This is a genomic window from Catenovulum agarivorans DS-2 (genome assembly GCF_000568405.1).
Lineage (GTDB): Bacteria > Pseudomonadota > Gammaproteobacteria > Enterobacterales > Alteromonadaceae > Catenovulum > Catenovulum agarivorans_A.
The window spans coordinates 36,193-57,602 of record NZ_ARZY01000024.1; the positions used below are offsets into that span (position 1 = coordinate 36,193).

Annotated in this window: 22 protein-coding genes and 1 pseudogene; 15 read left to right on the forward strand and 8 right to left on the reverse strand. The window is 40.0% G+C overall.

Features of this window, described 5'->3' with window-relative positions:
- The 11 genes from DS2_RS12705 (at position 1) to DS2_RS12755 (ending at position 8,244) form a co-directional block, all read left to right on the forward strand.
- Positions 1-600 (forward strand): LON peptidase substrate-binding domain-containing protein, encoded by a 600-nt coding sequence (locus DS2_RS12705; protein WP_035015196.1) that lies wholly within the window; start codon positions 1-3, stop codon positions 598-600.
- 26 nt (positions 601-626) lie between these two features.
- Positions 627-1,256, forward strand: a complete 630-nt coding sequence (locus DS2_RS12710; protein ID WP_035015197.1) for a sigma-70 family RNA polymerase sigma factor — start codon at positions 627-629, stop codon at positions 1,254-1,256.
- Positions 1,253-1,927, forward strand: a complete 675-nt coding sequence (locus DS2_RS12715; RefSeq protein WP_035015198.1) for a ChrR family anti-sigma-E factor — start codon at positions 1,253-1,255, stop codon at positions 1,925-1,927. The genes DS2_RS12710 and DS2_RS12715 overlap by 4 nt, the downstream gene beginning before the upstream one ends.
- A gap of 52 nt (positions 1,928-1,979) precedes the next feature.
- The gene (locus DS2_RS12720) at positions 1,980-2,408 is read left to right on the forward strand and encodes a nuclear transport factor 2 family protein (RefSeq protein WP_035015199.1); all 429 of its coding nucleotides are present in this window, start codon (positions 1,980-1,982) and stop codon (positions 2,406-2,408) included.
- 70 nt (positions 2,409-2,478) lie between these two features.
- A complete protein-coding gene (locus DS2_RS12725) occupies positions 2,479-3,201 on the forward strand; it encodes an SDR family NAD(P)-dependent oxidoreductase (RefSeq protein WP_035015200.1) in 723 nt (240 codons plus the stop codon).
- Positions 3,201-4,508, forward strand: coding sequence for an NAD(P)/FAD-dependent oxidoreductase (locus DS2_RS12730; RefSeq protein WP_035015201.1), 1,308 nt, complete (start codon positions 3,201-3,203; stop codon positions 4,506-4,508). The genes DS2_RS12725 and DS2_RS12730 overlap by 1 nt, the downstream gene beginning before the upstream one ends.
- Before the next feature lie 33 nt (positions 4,509-4,541).
- Positions 4,542-5,351 (forward strand): DUF1365 domain-containing protein, encoded by an 810-nt coding sequence (locus DS2_RS12735; RefSeq protein ID WP_035015202.1) that lies wholly within the window; start codon positions 4,542-4,544, stop codon positions 5,349-5,351.
- The gene (locus DS2_RS12740; protein WP_051479852.1) at positions 5,323-6,573 is read left to right on the forward strand and encodes an SAM-dependent methyltransferase; all 1,251 of its coding nucleotides are present in this window, start codon (positions 5,323-5,325) and stop codon (positions 6,571-6,573) included. The genes DS2_RS12735 and DS2_RS12740 overlap by 29 nt, the downstream gene beginning before the upstream one ends.
- 22 nt (positions 6,574-6,595) lie before the next feature.
- Positions 6,596-7,102, forward strand: a complete 507-nt coding sequence (locus tag DS2_RS12745; protein WP_051479853.1) for a DUF2878 domain-containing protein — start codon at positions 6,596-6,598, stop codon at positions 7,100-7,102.
- Between the two features lie 29 nt (positions 7,103-7,131).
- Positions 7,132-7,686, forward strand: coding sequence for a chalcone isomerase family protein (locus DS2_RS12750; protein WP_235188600.1), 555 nt, complete (start codon positions 7,132-7,134; stop codon positions 7,684-7,686).
- A 12-nt stretch (positions 7,687-7,698) separates the two neighbouring features.
- Positions 7,699-8,244 (forward strand): DUF3833 domain-containing protein, encoded by a 546-nt coding sequence (locus DS2_RS12755; protein WP_035015203.1) that lies wholly within the window; start codon positions 7,699-7,701, stop codon positions 8,242-8,244.
- Positions 8,245-8,263: 19 nt separating this feature from the next.
- On the opposite strand, the gene DS2_RS12760 is transcribed toward DS2_RS12755, so the two are convergent.
- Genes DS2_RS12760 through DS2_RS12795 form a run of 8 tightly spaced genes read right to left on the reverse strand, consistent with a single transcriptional unit; the run spans position 8,264 to position 16,952 of the window.
- Complete coding sequence (locus tag DS2_RS12760; RefSeq protein ID WP_035015204.1) at positions 8,264-8,707, reverse strand: hypothetical protein; 444 nt, start codon at positions 8,705-8,707, stop codon at positions 8,264-8,266.
- Positions 8,708-8,715: 8 nt separating this feature from the next.
- Entirely contained in the window at positions 8,716-10,914 is a 2,199-nt protein-coding gene (locus DS2_RS12765; protein WP_035015205.1) for a GumC family protein, read from the reverse strand.
- Between the two features lie 12 nt (positions 10,915-10,926).
- Positions 10,927-11,391 carry a polysaccharide biosynthesis/export family protein gene (locus tag DS2_RS12770; RefSeq protein WP_051479854.1) on the reverse strand — a complete coding sequence of 155 codons (465 nt, stop codon included), beginning with the start codon at positions 11,389-11,391 and terminating at the stop codon, positions 10,927-10,929.
- A 44-nt stretch (positions 11,392-11,435) separates the two neighbouring features.
- Positions 11,436-12,623 carry an outer membrane beta-barrel protein gene (locus DS2_RS12775; RefSeq protein WP_035015207.1) on the reverse strand — a complete coding sequence of 396 codons (1,188 nt, stop codon included), beginning with the start codon at positions 12,621-12,623 and terminating at the stop codon, positions 11,436-11,438.
- A 2-nt stretch (positions 12,624-12,625) separates the two neighbouring features.
- Positions 12,626-13,381, reverse strand: coding sequence for a WecB/TagA/CpsF family glycosyltransferase (locus DS2_RS12780; protein WP_051479855.1), 756 nt, complete (start codon positions 13,379-13,381; stop codon positions 12,626-12,628).
- Positions 13,371-14,447 (reverse strand): glycosyltransferase family 4 protein, encoded by a 1,077-nt coding sequence (locus DS2_RS12785; protein ID WP_035015208.1) that lies wholly within the window; start codon positions 14,445-14,447, stop codon positions 13,371-13,373. The genes DS2_RS12780 and DS2_RS12785 overlap by 11 nt, the downstream gene beginning before the upstream one ends.
- A 13-nt stretch (positions 14,448-14,460) precedes the next feature.
- The gene (locus DS2_RS12790) at positions 14,461-15,741 is read right to left on the reverse strand and encodes an O-antigen ligase family protein (protein WP_081754267.1); all 1,281 of its coding nucleotides are present in this window, start codon (positions 15,739-15,741) and stop codon (positions 14,461-14,463) included.
- Positions 15,738-16,952 carry a hypothetical protein gene (locus tag DS2_RS12795; protein ID WP_035015210.1) on the reverse strand — a complete coding sequence of 405 codons (1,215 nt, stop codon included), beginning with the start codon at positions 16,950-16,952 and terminating at the stop codon, positions 15,738-15,740. Before DS2_RS12795 ends, DS2_RS12790 begins: the two co-directional genes overlap by 4 nt.
- A 569-nt stretch (positions 16,953-17,521) precedes the next feature.
- Here DS2_RS12795 and DS2_RS12800 point away from each other — a divergent pair.
- From DS2_RS12800 to DS2_RS20865, 4 genes and pseudogenes are all read left to right on the forward strand, one after another.
- Positions 17,522-18,949: an undecaprenyl-phosphate glucose phosphotransferase gene (locus DS2_RS12800; RefSeq protein ID WP_035015211.1), complete on the forward strand. Its 1,428-nt coding sequence runs from the start codon at positions 17,522-17,524 to the stop codon at positions 18,947-18,949.
- Positions 18,950-18,999: 50 nt separating this feature from the next.
- On the forward strand, positions 19,000-20,196 hold the full coding sequence (locus tag DS2_RS12805; RefSeq protein WP_035015212.1) for a polysaccharide pyruvyl transferase family protein: 1,197 nt from the start codon (positions 19,000-19,002) through the stop codon (positions 20,194-20,196).
- Positions 20,193-20,609: pseudogene (locus tag DS2_RS21055) on the forward strand (glycosyltransferase); the annotation flags it as partial. The gene DS2_RS12805 and the pseudogene DS2_RS21055, both read left to right, overlap by 4 nt.
- 84 nt (positions 20,610-20,693) lie before the next feature.
- A complete protein-coding gene (locus DS2_RS20865; protein WP_235188601.1) occupies positions 20,694-21,407 on the forward strand; it encodes a glycosyltransferase in 714 nt (237 codons plus the stop codon).
- The last annotated feature ends 3 nt before the right edge of the window (positions 21,408-21,410 follow it).

Below are 21,410 nucleotides of genomic sequence, written 5' to 3' on the forward strand. Positions count from 1 at the left end.
ATGCAATTAGGTGTATTTCCGTTGCCTTTGGTTTTGTTTCCTAAAGGCATTACTCAATTAAAAATATTTGAGCCTAGGTATGTGCGTTTGGTTAAGCAGGCGGCAAGTGGGCAAGGGTTTGTGTTGTCTACTTATTTGCCCGATGCTGGTTTTAGTACTTCTAGCATTGGCGCTTGGGTTGATATTATTGATTTTGAAAAAACAGCGGATGGTTTACTCATAATCGACATTTATGCGCGTGAACTGGTTGAAATTTCTAATGTGAAAGTTGAAAGCGATGGTTTACGCGTTGCTGACGTAACACCTGTGAAGCATTGGCCAGATGCGATTCCGTGCGCAAATGCCCGCCGCTTGTCTGCCGCGCTCAAAGAAATTCATTCGAGCATGCCTGAGTACGCAAAAATGTACCCTCAGCCTGAGTTTGATAATCCTAGTTGGGTGTGCGCGCGTTTTATTGAGTTATTGCCGCTCCCAGTTGAGAAAAAGCTCGAATTTTTGTCGCCCAGCAGTTATAACGAGTGTATTGAGTTTTTGGCTACTATAATTAGTGGTGAAAACAAAAGTGATCCAATTATCGAGCACTCGCGTAGATACAGCTAAACGTAAGTTAATTGGTGATTATTTTTATGCTGCAAACATCGAATGGCACTATGAATCAAAGCCAAGTGGAAAATAAGCGGTCGATGCTGACGCCGGAACAGTCAGCTGAGCTGAAAAAATGGTTAATCGCAGTTGCGTTAAAACGCGACAAGCAGGCTTTTGCTTTTTTGTTTAAGTCGTTTGCGCCCAAAATTAAGAGTTTTGGTTACAAGCAGTTTAACTCTGAAGCGCTTGCGAGCGATTTATTGCAAGAAACCATGAGTTTAGTTTGGCGCAAAGCGCATTTGTACAATGCCGATAAAGGTGCGGTAACCACTTGGGTTTATACCATTATGCGTAATTTGTCGTTTGATATGTTGCGTAAAATGCAAACCAGTAAAGAAGATTGTTTAAGTGATGATATTTGGCCGATTGTTGATGCCCATGCTGCCGACTCTGACACTGAAGCGTTTTCTGATCATTTATTAAAACAGCAGCTTGCGAAGTATGCCGATGCTCTGCCCGAAGCGCAAAAACAGGTAGTGCATGGCATGTATTTTAATGAACTTACTCAAGAAGAATTAGCTCATCAGCTGAATATCCCTTTAGGTACGGTTAAATCGCGCCTGCGTTTAGCCTTAGGTAAACTTAAACAACAGATGGAGAAAAACTCATGATCAAGCACCATCCAAAACATGAGTTGCTCACCGCTTTTGTAGCAGGTGAATTACCAGCAGCACTGAATATTGCGATCTCTGCTCACGTAGAGATGTGTGAACAATGTCAACATGCTCTAGCGGCGTTAACCGAGGCGAAAGCTGAAGAGGTTTTTTCTGTTGAAGATTTTTCAGTTTTTGAAAGCTTAAATTCGGATTTAGCAGACGAGTTAGATGAGTTGATGATAGCTAACATTACCAGCCAAAAAGGTGAATATACTGACGAGCTGGTTGATGTTCGCTCCGTTGATTATGCTGGCAAGCAGGTTGTTTTGCCACGGGCTTTGAATTCGGTGGATTGGGCAAAATTTCAAGGTGTTGGTAAGTTATCACGCGCACGTTTAGACCTAGATGAAGGTTCAGTTCGTAGTTATTTATTGCAAATTGCTGCGGGCGGTAGTGTGCCTATGCATACGCACAAGGGCTATGAAGTCACTGTTTTATTAGATGGCACGTTTGAAGATGAAATGTGTACCTACAATAAAGGTGATTTTATTTGGTTGGATGAAAGTTTTACCCATAGTCCCGTGTCTAATAATGGGTGTTTATGTTTAACTGTTGCAGATGATGCGCCAGTATTTACTGAAGGGTTGTCGAAGTTGTTGAACCCGATTGGAAGGTTTATTTATTAGGCCCTAGGGCGCTCAGGTTTGCCTTAGGCCATGACTCAAACTTAGGTGATTTATGGACAAGAACTTGGTTGAGAATTTTGTAAAAGTTTATCAGTCATTATCCAAGGATAATCTGGAAACCTTAGCGCATATTTACGATTCTGATATTGTGTTTCAAGACCCCCTGCACACTATTGCAGGGCTTGATAACTTAACCCAATATATGGCAAACATGTATGAAAATGTGCAAGAGTGCTTTTTTGACATACATGAGCATCATTTTGCCGATCAACAGATATTTTTGTATTGGACCATGCATTTTATTCATCCTAAGTTGAATAAAGGTGAGACGATTCTAGTTGAGGGTCATTCTCGGCTGAAGTTTATTGGCAATAAGGTGATCTGCCACCGTGATTATTTTGATGTCGGTGCTATGTTGTACGAACATGTACCATTAGTGGGTGGTGTTGTCAGTTTAATTAAAAATAGAGCATCTGGCTGACTTTTATTGTGATCTAACTTTTTAGCCAGCCCGTACCATAGGTTATTCTAGTTGTTTGGGTTGGTGTGGTATGAAATCAATTTTAATCACAGGCGCGTCGTCGGGTATTGGTAAAGCGGTTGCTGAACTATACGCGCGTAACGGATTCCAAGTGTTTGCTGGTGGCCGCAATAAGCGCCGTCTAGATCAATTGTGTGCTCAACATGCCAATATTAAACCTTTTGTTTGTGACCTATCCAACCGCTCTGAGCTTGCTGCAGCCGCGGCTTCTTTGCCCAAATTAGATATTGTGGTATTGAATGCTGGTACTTGCGAGTACATAGATAACCCGATGCAGTTTGACGGCGATATGTTTGCAAGGGTTATTCAAACCAATGTTGTGTCAGTAGGGTATTGTTTGCAGCATTTATTGCCACTGATTAAAAAAGGTGGTCAGTTAGCCTTGGTTAGTTCTAGTGCGCAGTTTTTACCTTTCCCCCGAGCGACCGCTTATGGCAGTTCAAAGGCGGCAATCAGTTATTTGGCTCGAACGCTGGCCATTGAGTTAAAACCGCATGATATTGCGGTCAGTCTAGTTCATCCTGGGTTTGTCGAAACACCGTTAACTGATAAAAATAATTTCGATATGCCAGGGATTATTTCTGCACAACAAGCGGCACAAGCTATATTTAAAGGTATAACCAAACGCAAGGCTGAAATTAATTTTCCATTCTCGTTTATTTGTTTTCTTAAATTATTCACTTTGTTGCCACGTTGCGTTTGGAACAAGGTCGCTCAAAGGATGACTGTGTAATGAATACGCTTGTACAAGAATCACCACGTAAAAAAGTAGCAATTATTGGCTCGGGGATTTCTGGGCTCACTGCGGCTTATTTGATTAGCCAAAAACACCAAGTAACCTTGTTCGAACAAAACGATTACATAGGTGGGCATACTGCCACCAAAGAAATTGACTACCAAGGCGAGAAACACGCCATTGATACGGGGTTTATTGTTTTTAATAACCGAACGTATCCAAATTTTTTAAAGTTATTAAGTCAGCTAGGGGTTGGTAAACAGCCAACAGAAATGAGCTTTAGTGTGACTAATCATTTTAATGGTTTAGAGTACAACGGCAATAATTTAAATAGTTTATTTGCCCAGCGCAGAAATATTGTTAACCCAAAGTTTTGGGGACTGCTTAAACAGATTGTTCGTTTTAATAAACAGTGTAAACAGCTATACGAAGGGATAAATCAAGGAGATGATTTACCACTAGACCACACTTTAGGGCAGTTCTTACAAGAAAATCAGTTTTCAGATTATTTTAAACAAAATTACATTCTGCCTATGGGGGCTGCTATTTGGTCAACTAGTTTAGTGAAAATGGAGGCATTTCCACTGCGCTTCTTTGTGCAATTTTTTTATAACCACGGTTTGCTGAACATTCAAGACCGACCGCAGTGGTATGTTGTACCAGGCGGCTCGTACAAGTATATCCAGCCGCTCATTCAAGGTTTTAAAGATAATATTCAGTTAAATGCGGATATTAAAGAGGTCGAGCGTTCTGATGTGGCCGTTACTATCCGGTTTAATTCGGGCGCGGTTGAGATTTTTGATGAGGTGGTGTTTGCGTGCCATTCAGACCAAGCGCTCGCGCTATTGGCAGACCCAACCGACGCTGAGCAACAAATTTTATCAGACATTCCTTACAGCGCGAATCAAGTGGTATTGCACACAGACACATCGCTATTGCCAAAACGTAAACTCGCCTGGGCCAGTTGGAATTATCAAATTGGGTTATCGAGCATAGAAAGTGAGTTTAATCGTCCTGCTTGCGTTACCTACAATATGAATATTTTGCAGGGGTTGCAGTCGAAACATACTTTTTGTGTCACGCTTAACCAAACAGAGCAAATTGACCCGAATAAGATTATTCAGCAGTTTGTTTATCACCACCCCGTGTTTAATCAAACCAGTATTGCAGCGCAAGCGCGTCGTGGTGAAATTTGTGGGCAAAACCATAGCCATTTTGTCGGCGCGTATTGGTTTAATGGTTTTCATGAAGATGGCGTTAAAAGTGCGTTGGCTGTTGCCGAACGCTTTGGTGTGAGCTTATAGCTCGCTTTTTGATGACAAGCTAGGGAGTTTAATATGTTGCAATCTGGCTTATTCAGTGGGTATGTACGGCATAGGCGTTTTAACAAAGCCAACCATGCATTTGGCTACAATTTGTCTATGTTTGTTTTTGACCTTGACCAGCCACTGTCTGCGGTTTGCAATAAGTCGATGTTTTTTGGTGATAAGTGGTACAACCCAGTTCGTTTTAATCAAGCTGATTATGTGAACCAGTTATCAGCAGTAACTAACTCAAGTGGTGAACCTTTGTCGCTAAAACAACGTATTCAGTTAAAAGTGTCAGAGTTAGGTGGCGATTGGTCGGGTGACAAAGTGGTGATGGTGGGCCAGTGCCGCGGTTTAGGTTTGTATTTTAGCCCTGTTAATTTTTACTTTTGTTATCAAAACGAGCAATTGCAGTATATGTTGGCTGAGGTCAGTAATACACCTTGGAATGAGCGCCACTTTTATTTGGTCGATATGCAGCATACTCAAACGACCGAAAAAGTGTTTCATGTATCACCGTTTATGACTCTAAATATGAACTACGTTTGGCGAATTAATGTTAAGCACAATAAAGTTTTGGTGCATATAGAAAACCATGCAGTCAATCACCCAGACGTGGCAGATGGCACCAAGTTATTTGATGCCACGCTAAATTTAAAACAAACGCAAGTTTCGTCAACAAAACTGGTTAAAGAGGCGTTTTTAGTGCCACTGATGCCGTTAAAGGTTGTTGCCGCTATTTATTGGCAAGCCGTTAAATTGTTTTTTAAACGAGTACCTTTTGTACCTTATCAAACCAAAGGAGAAGCACGTGGAGCGAGCGCACAATCTAAATATTAAAAATGATAGCTTAACTGGGTTAGCAGGGTTGTCTTGGTTTAACGTAAAGTGCCGCAAGTTGGTGATGGATTCGTTAAACAAAATGCAAGCTGCAGGTTTGGTGATAGAAGAAGGCGCCGAGCGTATTTGTTTGGGCAATCAGTCGAGCGATTTAGTTGCAAGTATTCGTATTTTGGATGCCACTTGTTATATCGACTTTGTTACGGGTGGCAGTATTGGCGCGTCGGAAGCTTTCATTGACCACAAGTGGACAACTGCAGATTTAACTAAAGTTATACAGGTTTTTGCTCGCTGCCAGCAAGAATTAGATGAAATAGAGGGACAATCATCGTTGTTAAATAAGCTGCAAAATAAACTGCTAAGTTGGAAAAATGCCAATACCAAAGCGGGCTCTAAGCGCAATATCTTAGCGCATTATGATTTAGGCAACGATTTATATACACGCTTTTTAGATGACAAAATGATGTATTCAGCGGCAATTTACCCGTCTGCCGAAACCAGTTTAGCTGAGGCGCAAAACATTAAGCTCAAAACAATTTGCGATAAGCTAGCGTTAACTGAATCTGATCATTTAATTGAAATTGGTACAGGTTGGGGCGGTTTAGCCATTTTTGCTGCGCAAAACTATGGGTGTAAGGTTACCACAACGACAATTTCTGATGCCCAATATGAGTATGCTTGTGCCAAGGTTGAGCAATTGGGTTTGTCGCAACAAATTACTTTGCTCAAACAAGATTATCGGTTGTTGCAAGGGCAGTTTGATAAATTGGTGTCAATTGAAATGATTGAGGCTGTCGGTCATGAATTTTTACCTACTTTTTTCAAAAAGTGTAATTCGCTGGTTAAGCCTAAAGGTAAAATGTTGTTACAAGCTATTACCATAGCCGACCAAAGATATGACCACTACCGCAAGAATGTCGATTTTATTCAAAAATACATTTTCCCTGGCGGGTGTTTGCCTTCAGTTTCGGTGATTGCCGAGCAGTTTGCTAAGTCAACCAATATGGTTATCGACAATGTGCAAGATATAGGGTTGGATTATGCGAAAACCCTGGCCGATTGGCGCAATAATTTTGAGGACAACTGGCAAGAAATTGAACAGTTTGGTTTCGACAATAAATTTAAACGTTTGTGGGTGTATTACCTTTCCTATTGTGAAGGCGCATTTTTACAACGGGTTATTTCTACCCACCATATTGTTGCCAATCAGCGTGGTTTTTGACGTGCTAATTAGTTAATCCACGATGCACTATTTAATTAAAAAATTCTGGTTGGTAAACCTAGTTCTATTTCAACTTTGTTGGCTGCTAGCTGCTTTTTACCAGCAGCAAGCCACATGGGTTATGCTGCTGGTTGTCGCTATTCACTTTGTGTTATCTCCCATTAAAAAGCTGGATTTGAAAGTACTCCCACTTGCCTTTGTTGGTATTGTACTTGACCAAGTTTTTACCTTCTTTGATGTATTGATTTTCGCCAATAGCCCCGCTGTGTTGCCTGTTTGGCTAATGTTGTTATGGGTTAGCTTTAGTTGGTGTTTAAACCATAGTTTAAATTGGCTGATCCATATTCCAATTGCTTACGTAATGTTATTAGGAGCAATTTTTGGCCCAATCAGCTATTTTGGTGGTTTATCGCTTGGCACATTTGAGACTGGCACATCTCAAGCCTTGTTTGTAACCATCTACTCTTTAGCTTGGGCCGTTTTTTTACCTTTGTCGCGATTGTACTGTCAGCGGGTGGTTAAGCTGTAACATTGCAAGCAAATATTGGGGTTGGAAATATGGCCGTTTTAAACGCTTTAATTAGACGTTTTATTTGCACAACTTTACTGCTGATGAGTAGCGCATTGATGTCGGTAGGAGCAAGTCAATCTTCGCCTTTGTCAGGTCTGATAAAACAAGGTGAGGGCACTATGAGTGTGTTGTTTTGGGATTTATATTCTGCTGAATATTATCTGCCAAGCAAAACCGACAGCGCGGTTGCACTTCCGCAAGTGCTTAAAATTACCTATTTGCGTGATATTGAAAAAGACGATTTAGTTAAAGCAACGCTTGAGCAATGGCAGCATATTGAGCTAAACCATGCTAACCAAACTAACTGGTTACAGAAACTGACGCAAATCTGGCCAGATATCAGCAAAAAAGACACTTTACTGTTGCGCATTGAACAAGACGGGAGCAGTCATTTTTATCATCAATCAGCCAACGACCGACAACTAAAAAAGATAGGCAGCATAACCGACACTGAGTTCGGTACAAGCTTTCTAGCTATTTGGCTGTCGCCTAAAACCTCAAGGCCAGATCTGCGCGCGCAGTTATTAGGCTTAAATTTATAATTCGGAGGATTTATGAGCTTTACTCGTGTGAACCTTGTTAAAGGTGCAGTTGCGTTGTTATTTGCGCTGGTATCTGTTTCGTGTTCTAGCCCAAACATTCAGGACTACGCTAACTCTCAGCCGCTTCTTAAGTTAGAACAGTTTTTTGATGGCGAGTTAAAAGCTTATGGTGTGTTGTTTGATAGGCAAGGCCAATTATCTCGTCGCTTTAAGGTCGATTTACAAGCCAGTTGGCAAGGCAACAAGGGAACAATTAATGAATGGTTTGAGTTTGATGACGGCGAAAAACAAACTCGAATTTGGCAGTTAGAGAAGTTAGCTGATAACCAATACGTGGGTACAGCTGGTGATGTGGTTGGCAAGGCGTTTGGCACAACTAGTGGCTCAGTATTGCATTGGCGCTATGTTTTGGAAATTCCTTACGATGGCGACACTATGCAAGTCAACCTTGATGATTGGATGTATTTGGTTGACGAAAGACGCCTATTCAACAAAACAGATATCATCAAGTTTGGCTTTAAAGTCGGCGAAATTGTGCTGTTTATAGAGAAAGTGTAGGCGATTTGAACTCACGTGGTCAAAGTAGAAATTGGCTTTTAAACCAATCCCAAATACCAAATGAGAAATGTTCAAACACGTTTATACCCAAAGCTGATTTGATTATATAGAGGGTAAGCAAGCTGATTAATAAAACAAAGGTGACAAAGCCTGTTAGGAAAATGGTGTTAATTAGCTTTGCCATTCTCAGTTCGGCACTTGAAAGTGTTCGTTTATTTTTACCTATTAACACAACATAGTAATACCGCCATTTAAAAATCGATACAGTACCCCTAACGTCTACCGAGTGCTCACCCCCTCGGTTGTTAATGGCGCTCCTTAGGTGTGTGATTTGTTCAGGGGTAAATGATTTGGCGACATTTGCTGGTATGCGTTGGAACAATCGCTTTATTTCAGGCGATTGCTCAACACTCTGGTTGCTTTGGTGTTTATGTTCAAGCTGAGTTTCCGTGCTATCTTCCATAGGTTCACCTAAGCTTTTGCTACTTTAGTAGGGTATGCTTCGTAGCTGGTGTAGCTATAGTGCCTTTCGAAGAAGCTATTTTTCATATTTACCTCGTTGAGTACGACTCCTGCGATTTGCACGTCCGCATCGTTTAAACGCCCAAGACCTTTATTGACGACATTTAGTTTACTTGAATCAGCTCTAAGTACATAAACAACAGAGTCAACTAATTGAGCTAATACTAGGCTGTCGCTAACTGGTAAAACAGGTGGTGTGTCTATAACGATTTTGTCGTAGCGAGTTGCTAGTTCATCCAATAAGCTTTTAAATTTGTTTGAACTTAATAGTTCTAACGGATTTGGTGCGATGTAGCCTGCAAGTAAAACGTCTAGCTTACTATCACAGTGTCTGATTATAGCTTGGTCAATACTGCAATTTGTTGCGAGTACATCAGATAGCCCTGAATTGAGGTCCTTTAAGTCTAAGGCGGATGACAGGCTAGGTCGGCGTAGGTCGGCTTCTAACAACAATGTTTTACCCATTGGTGCGTAGGCTAGCGCTAAGTTGAGCGCAATCGACGATTTTCCCTCACCTTGGATTGCTGAGGTTACGGCAATTGTTTTCGGCTGCTGATCGACATTGTATAGTGCGATTCCTGTGCGTAATGAGCGTATAGATTCTGCAAAAGCCCTACATTTTGAGTTCGTAAACCAACTGCCGGGTTTACTTGTCCGATACTTAGATTTTAATCTAGGTGTGAAGCACAACAATTTTTGTGATAGCGCTGTTTCAGCTTCTTCTGGTGTTTTAATTTGTTGGTTTATTGCTTGCTTAGTTATGACGACCATAATAGATAGGATAAGTGTAGCAATAGCAGATATACCAACATACAGCATTTTATTGGGTGAGCTTGGAAGCAGCGGTACCTCTGCTGGATCTAACACTTGCACTAATCCGGCATTAAAGTCGCTGGCTATATCTGTTTCTTTCAGCCTAGCCAAAAATATGTCGTAAAGTTTCCGATTGGCTTCTACCTCATGTTGTAATTTTAAGTATGATAGTTCTTTATTGCTAATGAGCTGAAAATTTTGCTTGGCTTTCTCTAGCTGTTGGTAAAGTTGTTTTTCATTTTCTTTAGCGGTCGTTAAGTCTTTTTCTATCCCTTGACTGAGCTTAACTATTTCAATTGCGAGTTTGTCTCTTAGCGCATTAAGCTGAGCGTTCGCGGCGATAATTTTTGGGTGTTTCGGTCCATATCGCTGAGCTAACAAAGTTAGATTTTTCTCTGCATCGATTTCAGCGCGTTTTACTTCTCGAATCACTGGGTGATTGCTTATTTCAGCTAAGCTACCAGTAGCTTCAATGTTATCACGTGAACTTGTACTGACTAATAACGCGGTACTTTCAATCGATAAGCGTTTTTCTTGTGCTTTAAGGTAGCTCGCAGTTAGACTTTCAAGTTCGTCTGCTGCAATGCTTTTTACGCCTTCAATATCCAATAGGTTTTCGTTTTGCCTAAAGTTTTGGAGTTTGAATTCAGAGTTGTCTAAGTCTTGTCTTAGTTGGTTTAATCGATCTTTTAGCCATACAATTGCGTTGTCAGTCACTTCTAGCTGCTTACTAATTTGTTGTTGAATAAACACGTCGGCTATTTTATTGGCAATTTTAGCACTGAGTGCGGCAGACTTACTTTTAAATGAAATTTTTACCACATGGGTGTTATTAACCGGTGTGATTGAAATTCGCTTTTGAAAATTTTCAATTAATTTTGCTTTTTTGGCTTGAGTCAACTGCGCTTCTGTTAGTTCATCTTTCTTATTTGCAGCAGGTAGCAAGGGTCTGAATGTTGTTTTTAGTTGACTTAATACCCCGCCGCCATTTAGTTGGAATTCAGGGTCGTTTGCCAAATCGAGTTGGTCTATTACTTCCTCAGCAATTGCTTTAGAGCGTAAAATTTCAAATTGAGTGAGCAAGTATTCCTTTTTACTGGCATCTAGAATGTACACGTCGTCTATGGAAATTGCTTTGTCTTTTTCCGGTTTTATTAATAACGAAGTTGTTGCTTGATACTGAGGGGGAAGCCCTGCAATGTAATGTGCTGACAATACGGTTATCGTGAGTACAACTAGACTGATCCACCACTTGTTTTTTAACACTGCACGGGTGTAGGCTTTTAAATTAATGATGGGTTCACTAGGTGAAATTTCTAATTTTTGCATATCCATTTCCCGCCTTGTTTAGAAAAAACTTTGGTTTATTATTACGGTGTCGCCCGGTGATATTGCGCTAGACAACTTACCTGCTTGGTTTTCTATTTGCCCTTGCAACTCAGACTTTATCGTAATCTTTTTTTCTGATGCTCTATCGGTTAAACCGCCAGCCAAAGCTATTGCTTGGTCGATATTTAATCCTGGCTGGTAGGGATACGCGCCTGGTCTTTTCACTTCTCCGTGAATATAAAAAGGTCGGTAGCTAATAACTGAAACGTTAATTACTGGGTGAAGTAGGTAATCACCTTTGAGTCCATTGCCGATTAGCCTTTGAACCTGTTGTGGGGTTTTACCAACAACTAGGATGTTGCCCAAAAATGGAAAGTTAATCTGACCATTGTCGTTGATGGTTGTTTCTATAGTAAGGTCTGCTTCGTCGTAAACGAGAATTTGAATTTGATCACCAACGCCTAGTTTGTAATCGTTCGCCATACAGTTCAACTGCCAGCAGAGAAGCGATAATAGTAGTCCGATTCTCACAATAACACCTCCAAGGTTACACTGAATATGTTTTTGTTATATTCAATCTGGTTTAAGGTTGAGTCCTTTACATCTATTTGGTTACTTGCGGTTAACCGAATTGTTTTAGTTGGCAAATAACTGAGACCCAGTTTTACGTGTCGGCTATGGTCAATTCTATCTAAGCCAACATAGTCTTCATTTGAGTAGCCGACTTGGATTTGGCTTTTAAAAAAAGCTGACCACGCATGTTCCCAAGCAAGTTCCGTGCTACTTTCTGCAATGTAGTCACCATTTGAATAAGATTCTTTAGTTGCTTTTCCTAAAGTCAATTTAAATTCTGAGTAGCTGGTTGCTTGCCAATTTAGGTTTATGTCTACTGCTAATCCATTAAAATTGGCTCTGGTTGCTGCATCAAACGTTTTGTTCTGAAAGCCGAATTTTATTTGACCCGTTAGGTGTGATTTGCCAGACCACTTTGCGCCTACGAGTAACCTGCTTTCTGTACTGTCTCGACTAGCTAAATTGCTATCACTATGTTTATAAACAATTTTTGTCTGATTTAAATCAATGGATAATGCGGTTACTTTGCCAATCTTGTAATCAAACTCGCTAAATACACGGTATTTTGCGTACTCATTGTTTTTCGTTAGCTGTTTAAAATTACCATAGTCTAGTTGGCTTAAATTTATGCCTATGGCCAGTTTTCCTTTCGCACCTTGGCTGCCATATTCGTAGCGGCTATCAATCTGATATTGGTTAAATTTAATTGCACGACTGGTTATATTGGCGTCGAATTCTGTTAAACCCGTTCCGCGGGGTTGGTGACCTTGTACAATTTTTGCTCCAATTTGGACATTATGTTTGGAATGTGCACTGTTTGAGAGCTTTGCTGCTAATCCTTGGTCGTAATAATCAGGCTCTTGGATATTTAGGTAGTGCCCGTATTTACCCACATAATCAATCTGGCTCGTGTAATTTTCGTTATGGATAGTCAATTTTAATTGAGGGGTAGTTTGGAGCACACTGCCTGTTTCACGGTTGCTCTCGGCATAGTATATGTTGTTGTCGTGACGGTAATTAATTGTGACTGCGGGAATTAGCTCAACGCCTTCTGCTAGCCGGATAGGCTGCTGTTGGGCGTGACTCGAGTAACTGGTTAGCATAAGGTAAGCTGTTGCTATTGGTTTGACTGTTTTATGCATATTCACCCCACTTTAGTTAAGCGGTTAATGAAAATTCTGGAAAAAAATAACGGAATACCAATGATGTAGCGCGCAAATAATCGTTTAGGTTCTTTGATTAATCTATACAGCCATTCACAGCCGATTTGCCTTAATATTTTAGGTGCACGAGTGAATCTGTTGGCGTAAAAATCGACAACTGCTCCACCACATATTATCAACCATGGCCCAGTTAGTTGTGTCGTTAATAATTGGCAGACTTGCTCCTGCTTTGGCATACCCATAGCTAAAATGACGATATTGAGTTGAGCTTGAGGCTGCACAGTGAGCTTGCCAACATATTGTTGTGCGGGGGCAAATCCATGGTGTGTTGTACATGTCGCGCCATTTAATAGTTGAGTTGCGCCAGTTGTTAACCAAGGTTCTTCAGTACCGAATACATAGTACTTAATTGTGCCTTGATGCGAGGTTGTTATATGGTTGATTAGTCTTGGAATAAAGTCTGTACCATTTAAGTTTGCCCCGCTTGGACATTTATTGAGTTTGCAGCACATCGCCATGCCTGAGCCGTCGCGCAGTCTGTAGGTTAGCTGGTTGAAATTAAGTTGGGTTTGGCTATCTTGTTGCATTAGGTTGTATGCATGTTGGTTAATAAACCCCAACGAGGTGGGTTGCTCAATTTGAGTTAACTGCTGTAAAAAGATATCAACTTGATGCTCTTCAAGTAGATGCATGCTTTTTAAAATTGGATCCTGTACTTCTTGAGTATTAATAAACATCTAAGTACCTCTGATTCACTTTTTTCCAGTTAAATTGATTGGCGTATTCTTTGGCTAACTGTGCTTTTGATTCATCCCATTCTTTTATGAGCTGTTTCGTTCTAAGGGCGAAATCTTGTTGGGTAACCTGAAAAGTTGCTCCAGTGTTTGACTCGGTAACAAACCGCTTGAACGATGGCACTGTTTCGTTTAGCAGTGGTATTAAGCCATAAGACATAAGCTCGACTACGCTTAAGCCGAATCCTTCATAGTTAGATGCACTAATGACGAATTTAGCTTGCGATAAGATGTCGATTATTTGTTCATCTGATTGGTCTAGCTTTAACTCGACGTTTGAGTGGAGCGATGAAAAATTGTATTGTTTGCAAAGTTGTGTACCACCAGCTTTTGATTGGCCAATTAAGTAGAGTTTCGAATTGTTGGGGGCATGTTTTTCAAACAGCTCTATTAACAGCTCTATTTGCTTGTTGCTACTAAAGCGGCCCAAATACACATAGCTATCCTGCTTGTGGGTGTGTTTTGCTGGACCAAATTTTTCTATGCTCACACCATTTTCAATCAAATAGGTTTTATTGTGTAGCGGTTTAAACATTTTATAGTCGTGGATACCACAGCAGGTTACAACTTCGCATTGGCTCAAGCTAAAAGGGGTGATGGTTTTAAAAAACACTTGCTTCAATTTGGCATTTTTATTTGTATGAAAAAAGCCGCCATGCGTTGTTAACACTAACTTACTGTTTATCAGTTTTAGTCGTTTTAGCAGGCTGATGTAATCAATAAAAAAGTCGACAGCGTGTACATGCACAATGTCATATTGGTTGAGTTGGCTAGGCGGTAAAAAACAAATAGGATAGCGCGATGAACCGAACCAGTTAAAGCGGTATATTTTGAGTGATTGGTAGTCTTGATATTTTGCTAGTGCGCTGCCAGTTTGATAGTTGCTATTTAAAGTAAAGATTGCGACTTGGTGGCCTGCTTGCTGTTGTGTTAAAGCTAAATTGAAAACCACGTCTTCTAACCCACCAACACTTGGATAAAATTGACGAACAACATGCACTATTTTCATGACGGCTCCTTTATCACATACATTTTTGCCAAGCTTGGCGAGAAACTAACGTTGCGTAACAAAATAAGGTTAAATTTATCCAGCAAATTGGCATTCTTATCATGTTGTTTGCTTGGCATTCGACCAAAAAATAGATATTGCCTAGGAAGATAAATTTTAAGAAATAGCTGATCTCAGCTTGACCAAATCGGGCGTACCAGTAGCTGGTGAAGATAAGTTTCCAAAGTAAAAGCATTAAAACAAGTAGACCAAAAATACCGGCATCAAACAGGGCGGTTAGAAATATATTTGTGCCACCTCTGCCTGAATTTATGCCTCCGCCGTATGCGTATTTTTGTCTGATTTCTTCATTGTATGCTAGGTAATTGAGCGAACCTGCGCCATTACCACTAAAGGGGTTTTGTTGAATAAAGTCTAGGGTCATGTTGATCGCGAAAAGTCGTGAGTTGATAGCGCCTGCGTCTAACTCTGGGTTCTCTAAGTTTGAAAATATGTCAAAACGAGTGATTACTGATTCGGGCGCTAGTAATAGCGCTAAGAATATGATTGGGATGCCAACAACACAGAAGCGAATGAGTTGTGATAGGTTCTGTTGAAAGCTTTGCAAGCTAATTTTGTATAATACAAATGCGACAATGACGCCCAAAATTGCAGTGCGTCCAAAGGAGGTGATTAAGGCAATTGCCAGTGTCCACAAGATGTACTTTTTATGGGCGTAAAAGCGCGAGTGGGGCGGAATAAAATACGCTGCCAGCAAACAATAACCAACAAACATTGCATGCCAATCAGTTTCTGAAAAGAAGCTTTCCGCTCGTGGTACACCTATATCGTCAAAATGACTCACCCCTATGTTTATGCCTACGGCAAATAGTAGCAGCTGTAAAATGCCGACAATTGCACATATCAAACCAAGCCATACTATGGCGTCAAACATATCAATTAGTTTAAATTGTTTGTATATAACAAAGTTATATGCAGATAGTAAAAAAACTGTCAGTAAGGCGTGGCCAGTCAGAATAACCAGGTATTGCGACCAAGATAAGACACTGCCGAATAACAAAGGTATAAATAAAGAGGCGTACCAAAGAACAAAGTAGCCGAAATGAATCGGGATTAAGATTCTTTTACTGGCCATCCATCCAAGTAATAAAAAGCAGATCAATAAGAATGGCTTTATTGAAAATGTTGTGCCCACCATAATTCGATAGCCATCGAAGATGATTAATCCAAAAAACAATACTAAGAAAATAAACTGTTTTTTCCTCAGTAGGGGTGGGGTGGTTATGTTCTTCATGTTTTTACCCTCTGGTGCATCGACACAAACAGGTTAATTAGTAAGAGGTTGAGCAGGGCTCCAAACACGCTCACTTGTAAAAACAACAAAAAGTCGCCATACCATTGTGCTGTTATGATGCCAATTGAAAGTGCGGTCAGGTAAAAGTATTGGCTTGTCAGTACTGGCCTTAAGTTGCCAAAAATTATGAAATTTTGACTCGAGATTCGACTAGCGGAGTCTAGGAATACTCTTAAAAATAGATAATTGGCTATAGTTGCAGCGTCGCTAAATTCGTCACCAAACAGTAACGGAATAAGGTAAGGCAACAACAGCACACACAACAATAGTCCTATCAAGCCTAAGACTATGTATATCGAGATAAATTTATAGGTCGCGCGGATAAACTCAGTTTCAGTCACTGACTTAAATTTGGCTAAAAAAATTGATATTACATTTTGAGTTGCGTGCTGAAGATTTAGCGCTAATGCGGCAGCTACGGCAAATAAACCAACTTCCGATTTAGTTGCAATAAAAGCAATGAGTACTTTGTCTATGTTATTAAAAACTAGCGTGTTGAGTTGCTCATACCAAGAGTTTTTACGATATTGCTTTTCAGACTCGCTTAGCCGTGTATGAATCGTATATTGCTGTTTACGAAATAAATTATTGAATAAGCGCAACACTAATGCCAGCTCAACAGCCCTTGTGATAATTTGCAGTAAAAATACCCATGCGGCATTTTCTACCTGTAAATAGTAGGCAATTGATAAGCCAATTAAGTTTAAGCTAGGCGTTAGAAATTTTACTATGTCGGCTATAACAAATTTTTCGTCTAGGGCGTTAAGACCACTTAAAAAAACAGTTACAGAAAAGGTGGCGCAAGCGAGTACAGTTAGGAATAGATAGAGATAAAATTCAATGTCTAAAACCTTACCTAAGGTGTAGTAGAATAGCCCACTCCATATCAAACCAAAGATCAAGCTAGCCATTAATGTATGTAACGAATACAAGCGAATGTTTTGTTTTTGATGTTGGCTTGCCAACATCAAACTGAGTTTTGCATAACCAAAGCTACACAGTTGTGGACAAATACTTAATGGTAAAAATAGGTAATAAAACTCTGCTCTACCTTCTAAGCCTAACAAGCGAGCTAATAAAACAGAATTTAGCGTGGCGATGCCGATACTTGTCAGCAAGATAAAGCTACTTCTTAATAATAGCTTAATCATTTTGCTCTCCGGCCTAGCTTTTGAATAAAAGTAACAGGGTCATATCTAGCTCCTTGAAGATGTTCAATAAACACCTGAAAGCGTCCGTTGACGACAATGATTCGCCTGCATTAAACGTACCAGTGCAAGTACGATTAGGTTATTTTTTGGAAATTTTGTATTTTATTTAATCTTTTCAAGCATTTAATTTAGATGTTTTTATTTATTTAACTATATGTCCTTTTGTTGGTGTTTTTTAGTGCATTTGTATTGGTATATTTTTGTGCGCTTCGCTCTGTTTTGGTGAAAAACCTTTATTGTCAGTATGTTAAATCTGTTTTTTTAATGTTATCTAAAAAATTAGACACGGTTTTTTGCTATTTATATCTCATTGATTAATAGATGAATCAGCGATTTTTGCTGTGTTATGAAATTGTTTTTTTGACTTTTTGGAGTGCTTTTTGCAGGTTTTTTAATCAACTGGAGTTGGTGCAACCAGCCTTGATAGTTTGACTGGCCATCCAAGCAGTATTCAGTGTGTAGTACTCACTCAATCATTACAACATTCTGAATGACAAGTGGAGACTTTTATGGATAGTATCTCTGTTCGCAATCGCAGTCATAAAGGCATTATTCAATCTAATGTAAATAGCTTCTCAACTTTCTATCGCATTATCGACATCTCTTTGTTGATCGCCAGCTATCTACTGCTCGTTAGTCTATTTGAAATGCAAGTAGAGCAATTAGATATATTGACCGAGTTGGCAATATATATCACTGTTTATCAGCTGGTTGCTGAATCATTTGATATTTATAGGTCGTGGCGTGCAGCATCATTGTTTTTAATGATGAAGTATGTTTCTTTGGCTTGCGGTGGTAGCGCTCTTAGTTTAATTACGGCTTCTTTTTTCCTACCTCAATGGATCAATTTTGAGCACACTTTTTTCGTATCTTGGATGGGAGCAAGCTTTGTTCTCTTGCTGGGTTGGCGCTTACTGCTAAGGGAAATGTTATTTTATTGCCGTAAGAGTGGTCTGAATTCTCGAACGGCAATCATAATCGGTGCAAATCAATTAGGCTATAGCTTAGCAAACCAATTGTTGGCAAATGACCAGCTGGGCATTCAGCTTCAAGGGGTTTTTGATGATAGGGATGAATCTAGGCTGGCTCACGAGTTTCGTAATCAAGTAACCGGTACTGTAGCAGATGCGTTGATCAAAGCTAAGAATAATGAGGTCGATTACATTTATATCGCGATGCCAATGAGTGCTGAAAAGCGAATCATGGAAATACTCAATTTATGTAGTGATACCACTGCAACTGTTTTTATTATTCCAAACTTTTTTATATATAACTTGCTAAATGCACGTTGGCAGAACATTGGTTCAATTCAAACGCTGAGCGTTTTTGATACGCCATTTCAGGGGGCGAGTGAGTTGTTAAAAAGGTTGGAAGATATTGTGCTCGCTTCAGGAATCTTAGCGGTAATTAGTATACCCATGTTGGTTATTGCTGTTGCCGTAAAGCTTACTTCAAAAGGTCCTATCATCTTTAAGCAGCGACGTTATGGCTTAGATGGTAAACCGATAACTGTGTACAAATTTCGCTCTATGTCGGTACAAGAAAATGGCAGTAAAGTCACTCAAGTAACTAAAAATGACCCTAGAGTGACGCCGTTGGGGGCATTCTTACGTCGCACATCTTTAGATGAGTTACCGCAATTTATTAATGTATTGCAAGGCAGGATGTCTGTTGTGGGGCCCAGACCTCATGCGGTTGCGCATAATGAGCAGTATCGCAAGTTAATTGAAGGGTACATGCTTAGGCATAAAGTCCGCCCTGGTATTACAGGTCTTGCTCAGGTAAATGGATTTAGAGGTGAAACTGAGACTATTAACAAAATGGTGCAAAGAGTTGAATATGATTTGGACTATATCCATAGATGGTCGGTTTGGTTGGATATTCAGATCGTATTAGCAACGGTTTTTAAGGGCGTTGTGAACAAAAACGCCTATTGATTTTACGTTCATTTAGGCTGCATGGGTTTTATTTTTTGTGGGTATCAATTATGAAAATTGTCATTCTTAATGTCAAATACAGTCCAAACTTAGGTGATGGTGCAATCGCTGAATGTTTAGAAATGCAAATAGCTTCGTCTGTAATAAATTCACAAGTGAGCTCTATAGATATTGGTGGTATGGAAGACTATGGGGTTGGCGGTAGTATCGTAAGTCAGAAATTATCATTAACACGGTTGCTCGATTGTTTGCCAGATAAATTGAGTTCATGGGTTAAGACTTATACTATGCCAACACTAGTTTCGTTAAAGTACGGTAAAATTTGGCGAGAAAAGCTTCAAAACTGTGATGCTATCATAATTGGTGGTGGTCATCTGTTCATGGATATAGACAACTACTTTCCATCTAGGCTGATGACAGCTGTTAAATCTGCCCCAGTTGGAGTTAAAATTTATGTTCACGCTGTAGGTGTTTCCCAACGTTGGACTAAACGCGGACGTAAGTTTTTTGAACGCGCATTTTCTCATGGCGAATTGTCGGGTGTTTCTGTACGAGATGCACAGTCGTTGGAAAACTGGAAAGAGGTTTTTCCTTTTATTCCCGCAGAAATTTGTCGAGACCCGGCAATTTTGGCAAGTGAGCTATACATTGATCACAAACAAGTTGTAAAGCGAAGAGGCAAGCATGTTGTTGGTCTTGGTATTGCTGATATGGAAAATATGAAACAGCATGCGGATCAGGATACCAAGGTTATTTGCGGTAATTTTGAAAGTTACATTACTATTATAGAAAAGTTAAGTAAAGCCAACTTTGATATCGTTTTATTTACGAACGGCGGCGACGATGTTTATCTAACAAAGTTGGCTAATTTTATTAAATTAAAACACCAAGAGTTGTACTCGGTGCTCTCCATTGCCCCTAAACCCAATAAGCCCGTTGAATTGGTTAACTTGATTCGTTCTTTTGATGCTGTAATAGCACATAGGTTGCACGCCAATATATTAGCTTATTCTTTCGCTGTTCCCTCTATTGGTCTAGGTTGGGACAGAAAGCTTGAAAGCTTTATGCACGCCGCAGGTAGAGAGGAGTTTTTGGTTAAGTCAGATAATGAAGCCAGTAATATTTTAAGTATGCTAGAGATGATATTTTCCAATAAACATAACTTTAGTGATCAAGTTAGATTAGAAGCTCAGGCGGGAGCAAATAGACTTGCGGCTTCTCTGTCGACGCATGGTGACATATTATGAAGATATTAGTTATTTCATCTATATTTCCTCCAAACATATTTGGAGGGGCGGAGGTTGCTGCTCATAGTTTGGCGTGTCTGCTGGTTAGACGGGGGCATGATGTCAGCGTAGCAACTTTAAAAGAAAGAGGCGAAGCTGAAACCTGGGGGGAAATACAGCCAGATGGCTACAGGTTATATAGAGTGAATTCGCCCAGAGGTTACACTTTGTTTGCGAGAAACAAACAAAAAAATCCGCTAAAAAAACTGTGGTGGCATTTTTTAGACTTGTTTGACCCCCGGAATAAAATATTGATGAATAAACTTCTGAAAATTGAGCAGCCCGATTGTGTCGATGTACATAATATTATAGGGTTTGGTTTTAACGTACTAAAAACTATCTCGCAGCGTGGCATACCTATAAAGTATTTTTTGCATGATTTCTCTTTGAGTTGTTTTCATGCATCTATGTTTTGCAATGGCGTAAATTGCCATAAGCAATGTTCGAAATGCGTTGTTGTGGGCCAACTTAGACAAAATGCATTTAAAGGCGTTCAAAATCTAGCGTTTGTTGCACCATCATCAGTTCCATACGAGAAGATGAATGTCTTGGTACCGTTGTTGAGTGCTTACCCTACTGAGGTGATTAAAAATTCACCAGAACGGGTGAGTTATATGAAACATTTGTATGCAAGTGGGCCAATACGTTTGGTTTACGTTGGGCGACTTGATCCAGTTAAAGGGATTGATTTTTTGTTGGATGTTCTTGAATCATTATCTGTTGAATATTCATTTGTATTAGATGTGCTTGGCAGTGGTCCGTTAGAAGGTGAACTTAAAAGCCGTTTTGGCACATTTCCATGGTGTAAATTCCATGGTTTTGTTTCGTCATCAGTTGTTTCTTCGTACATCTCTTCGGCTGATATATTTTGCATGCCATCTCAATGGGCTGAGGTGTACGGTTTAGGGACAGCACTTGCTTTACAGTTTGGTGTACCTGTTGTGGGCAGTGACATTGGTGGAACTTCGAGTTTGGTTCGACATGATGTTACAGGTATTTTAGTCGAACCAAATAATAAACAACAATGGCGTGATGCTTTCAGAAAGCTATTCTCTGATAGCCCAACCATGGAGAGATTGCGCCAGGGGGCACAAAAGCATCAGAGTGAGTTTAGTGACGATTACATCGCGGATAAATACGATAAGCTTTCTGCTTTGTTGCTTGGAGCCTAGTTC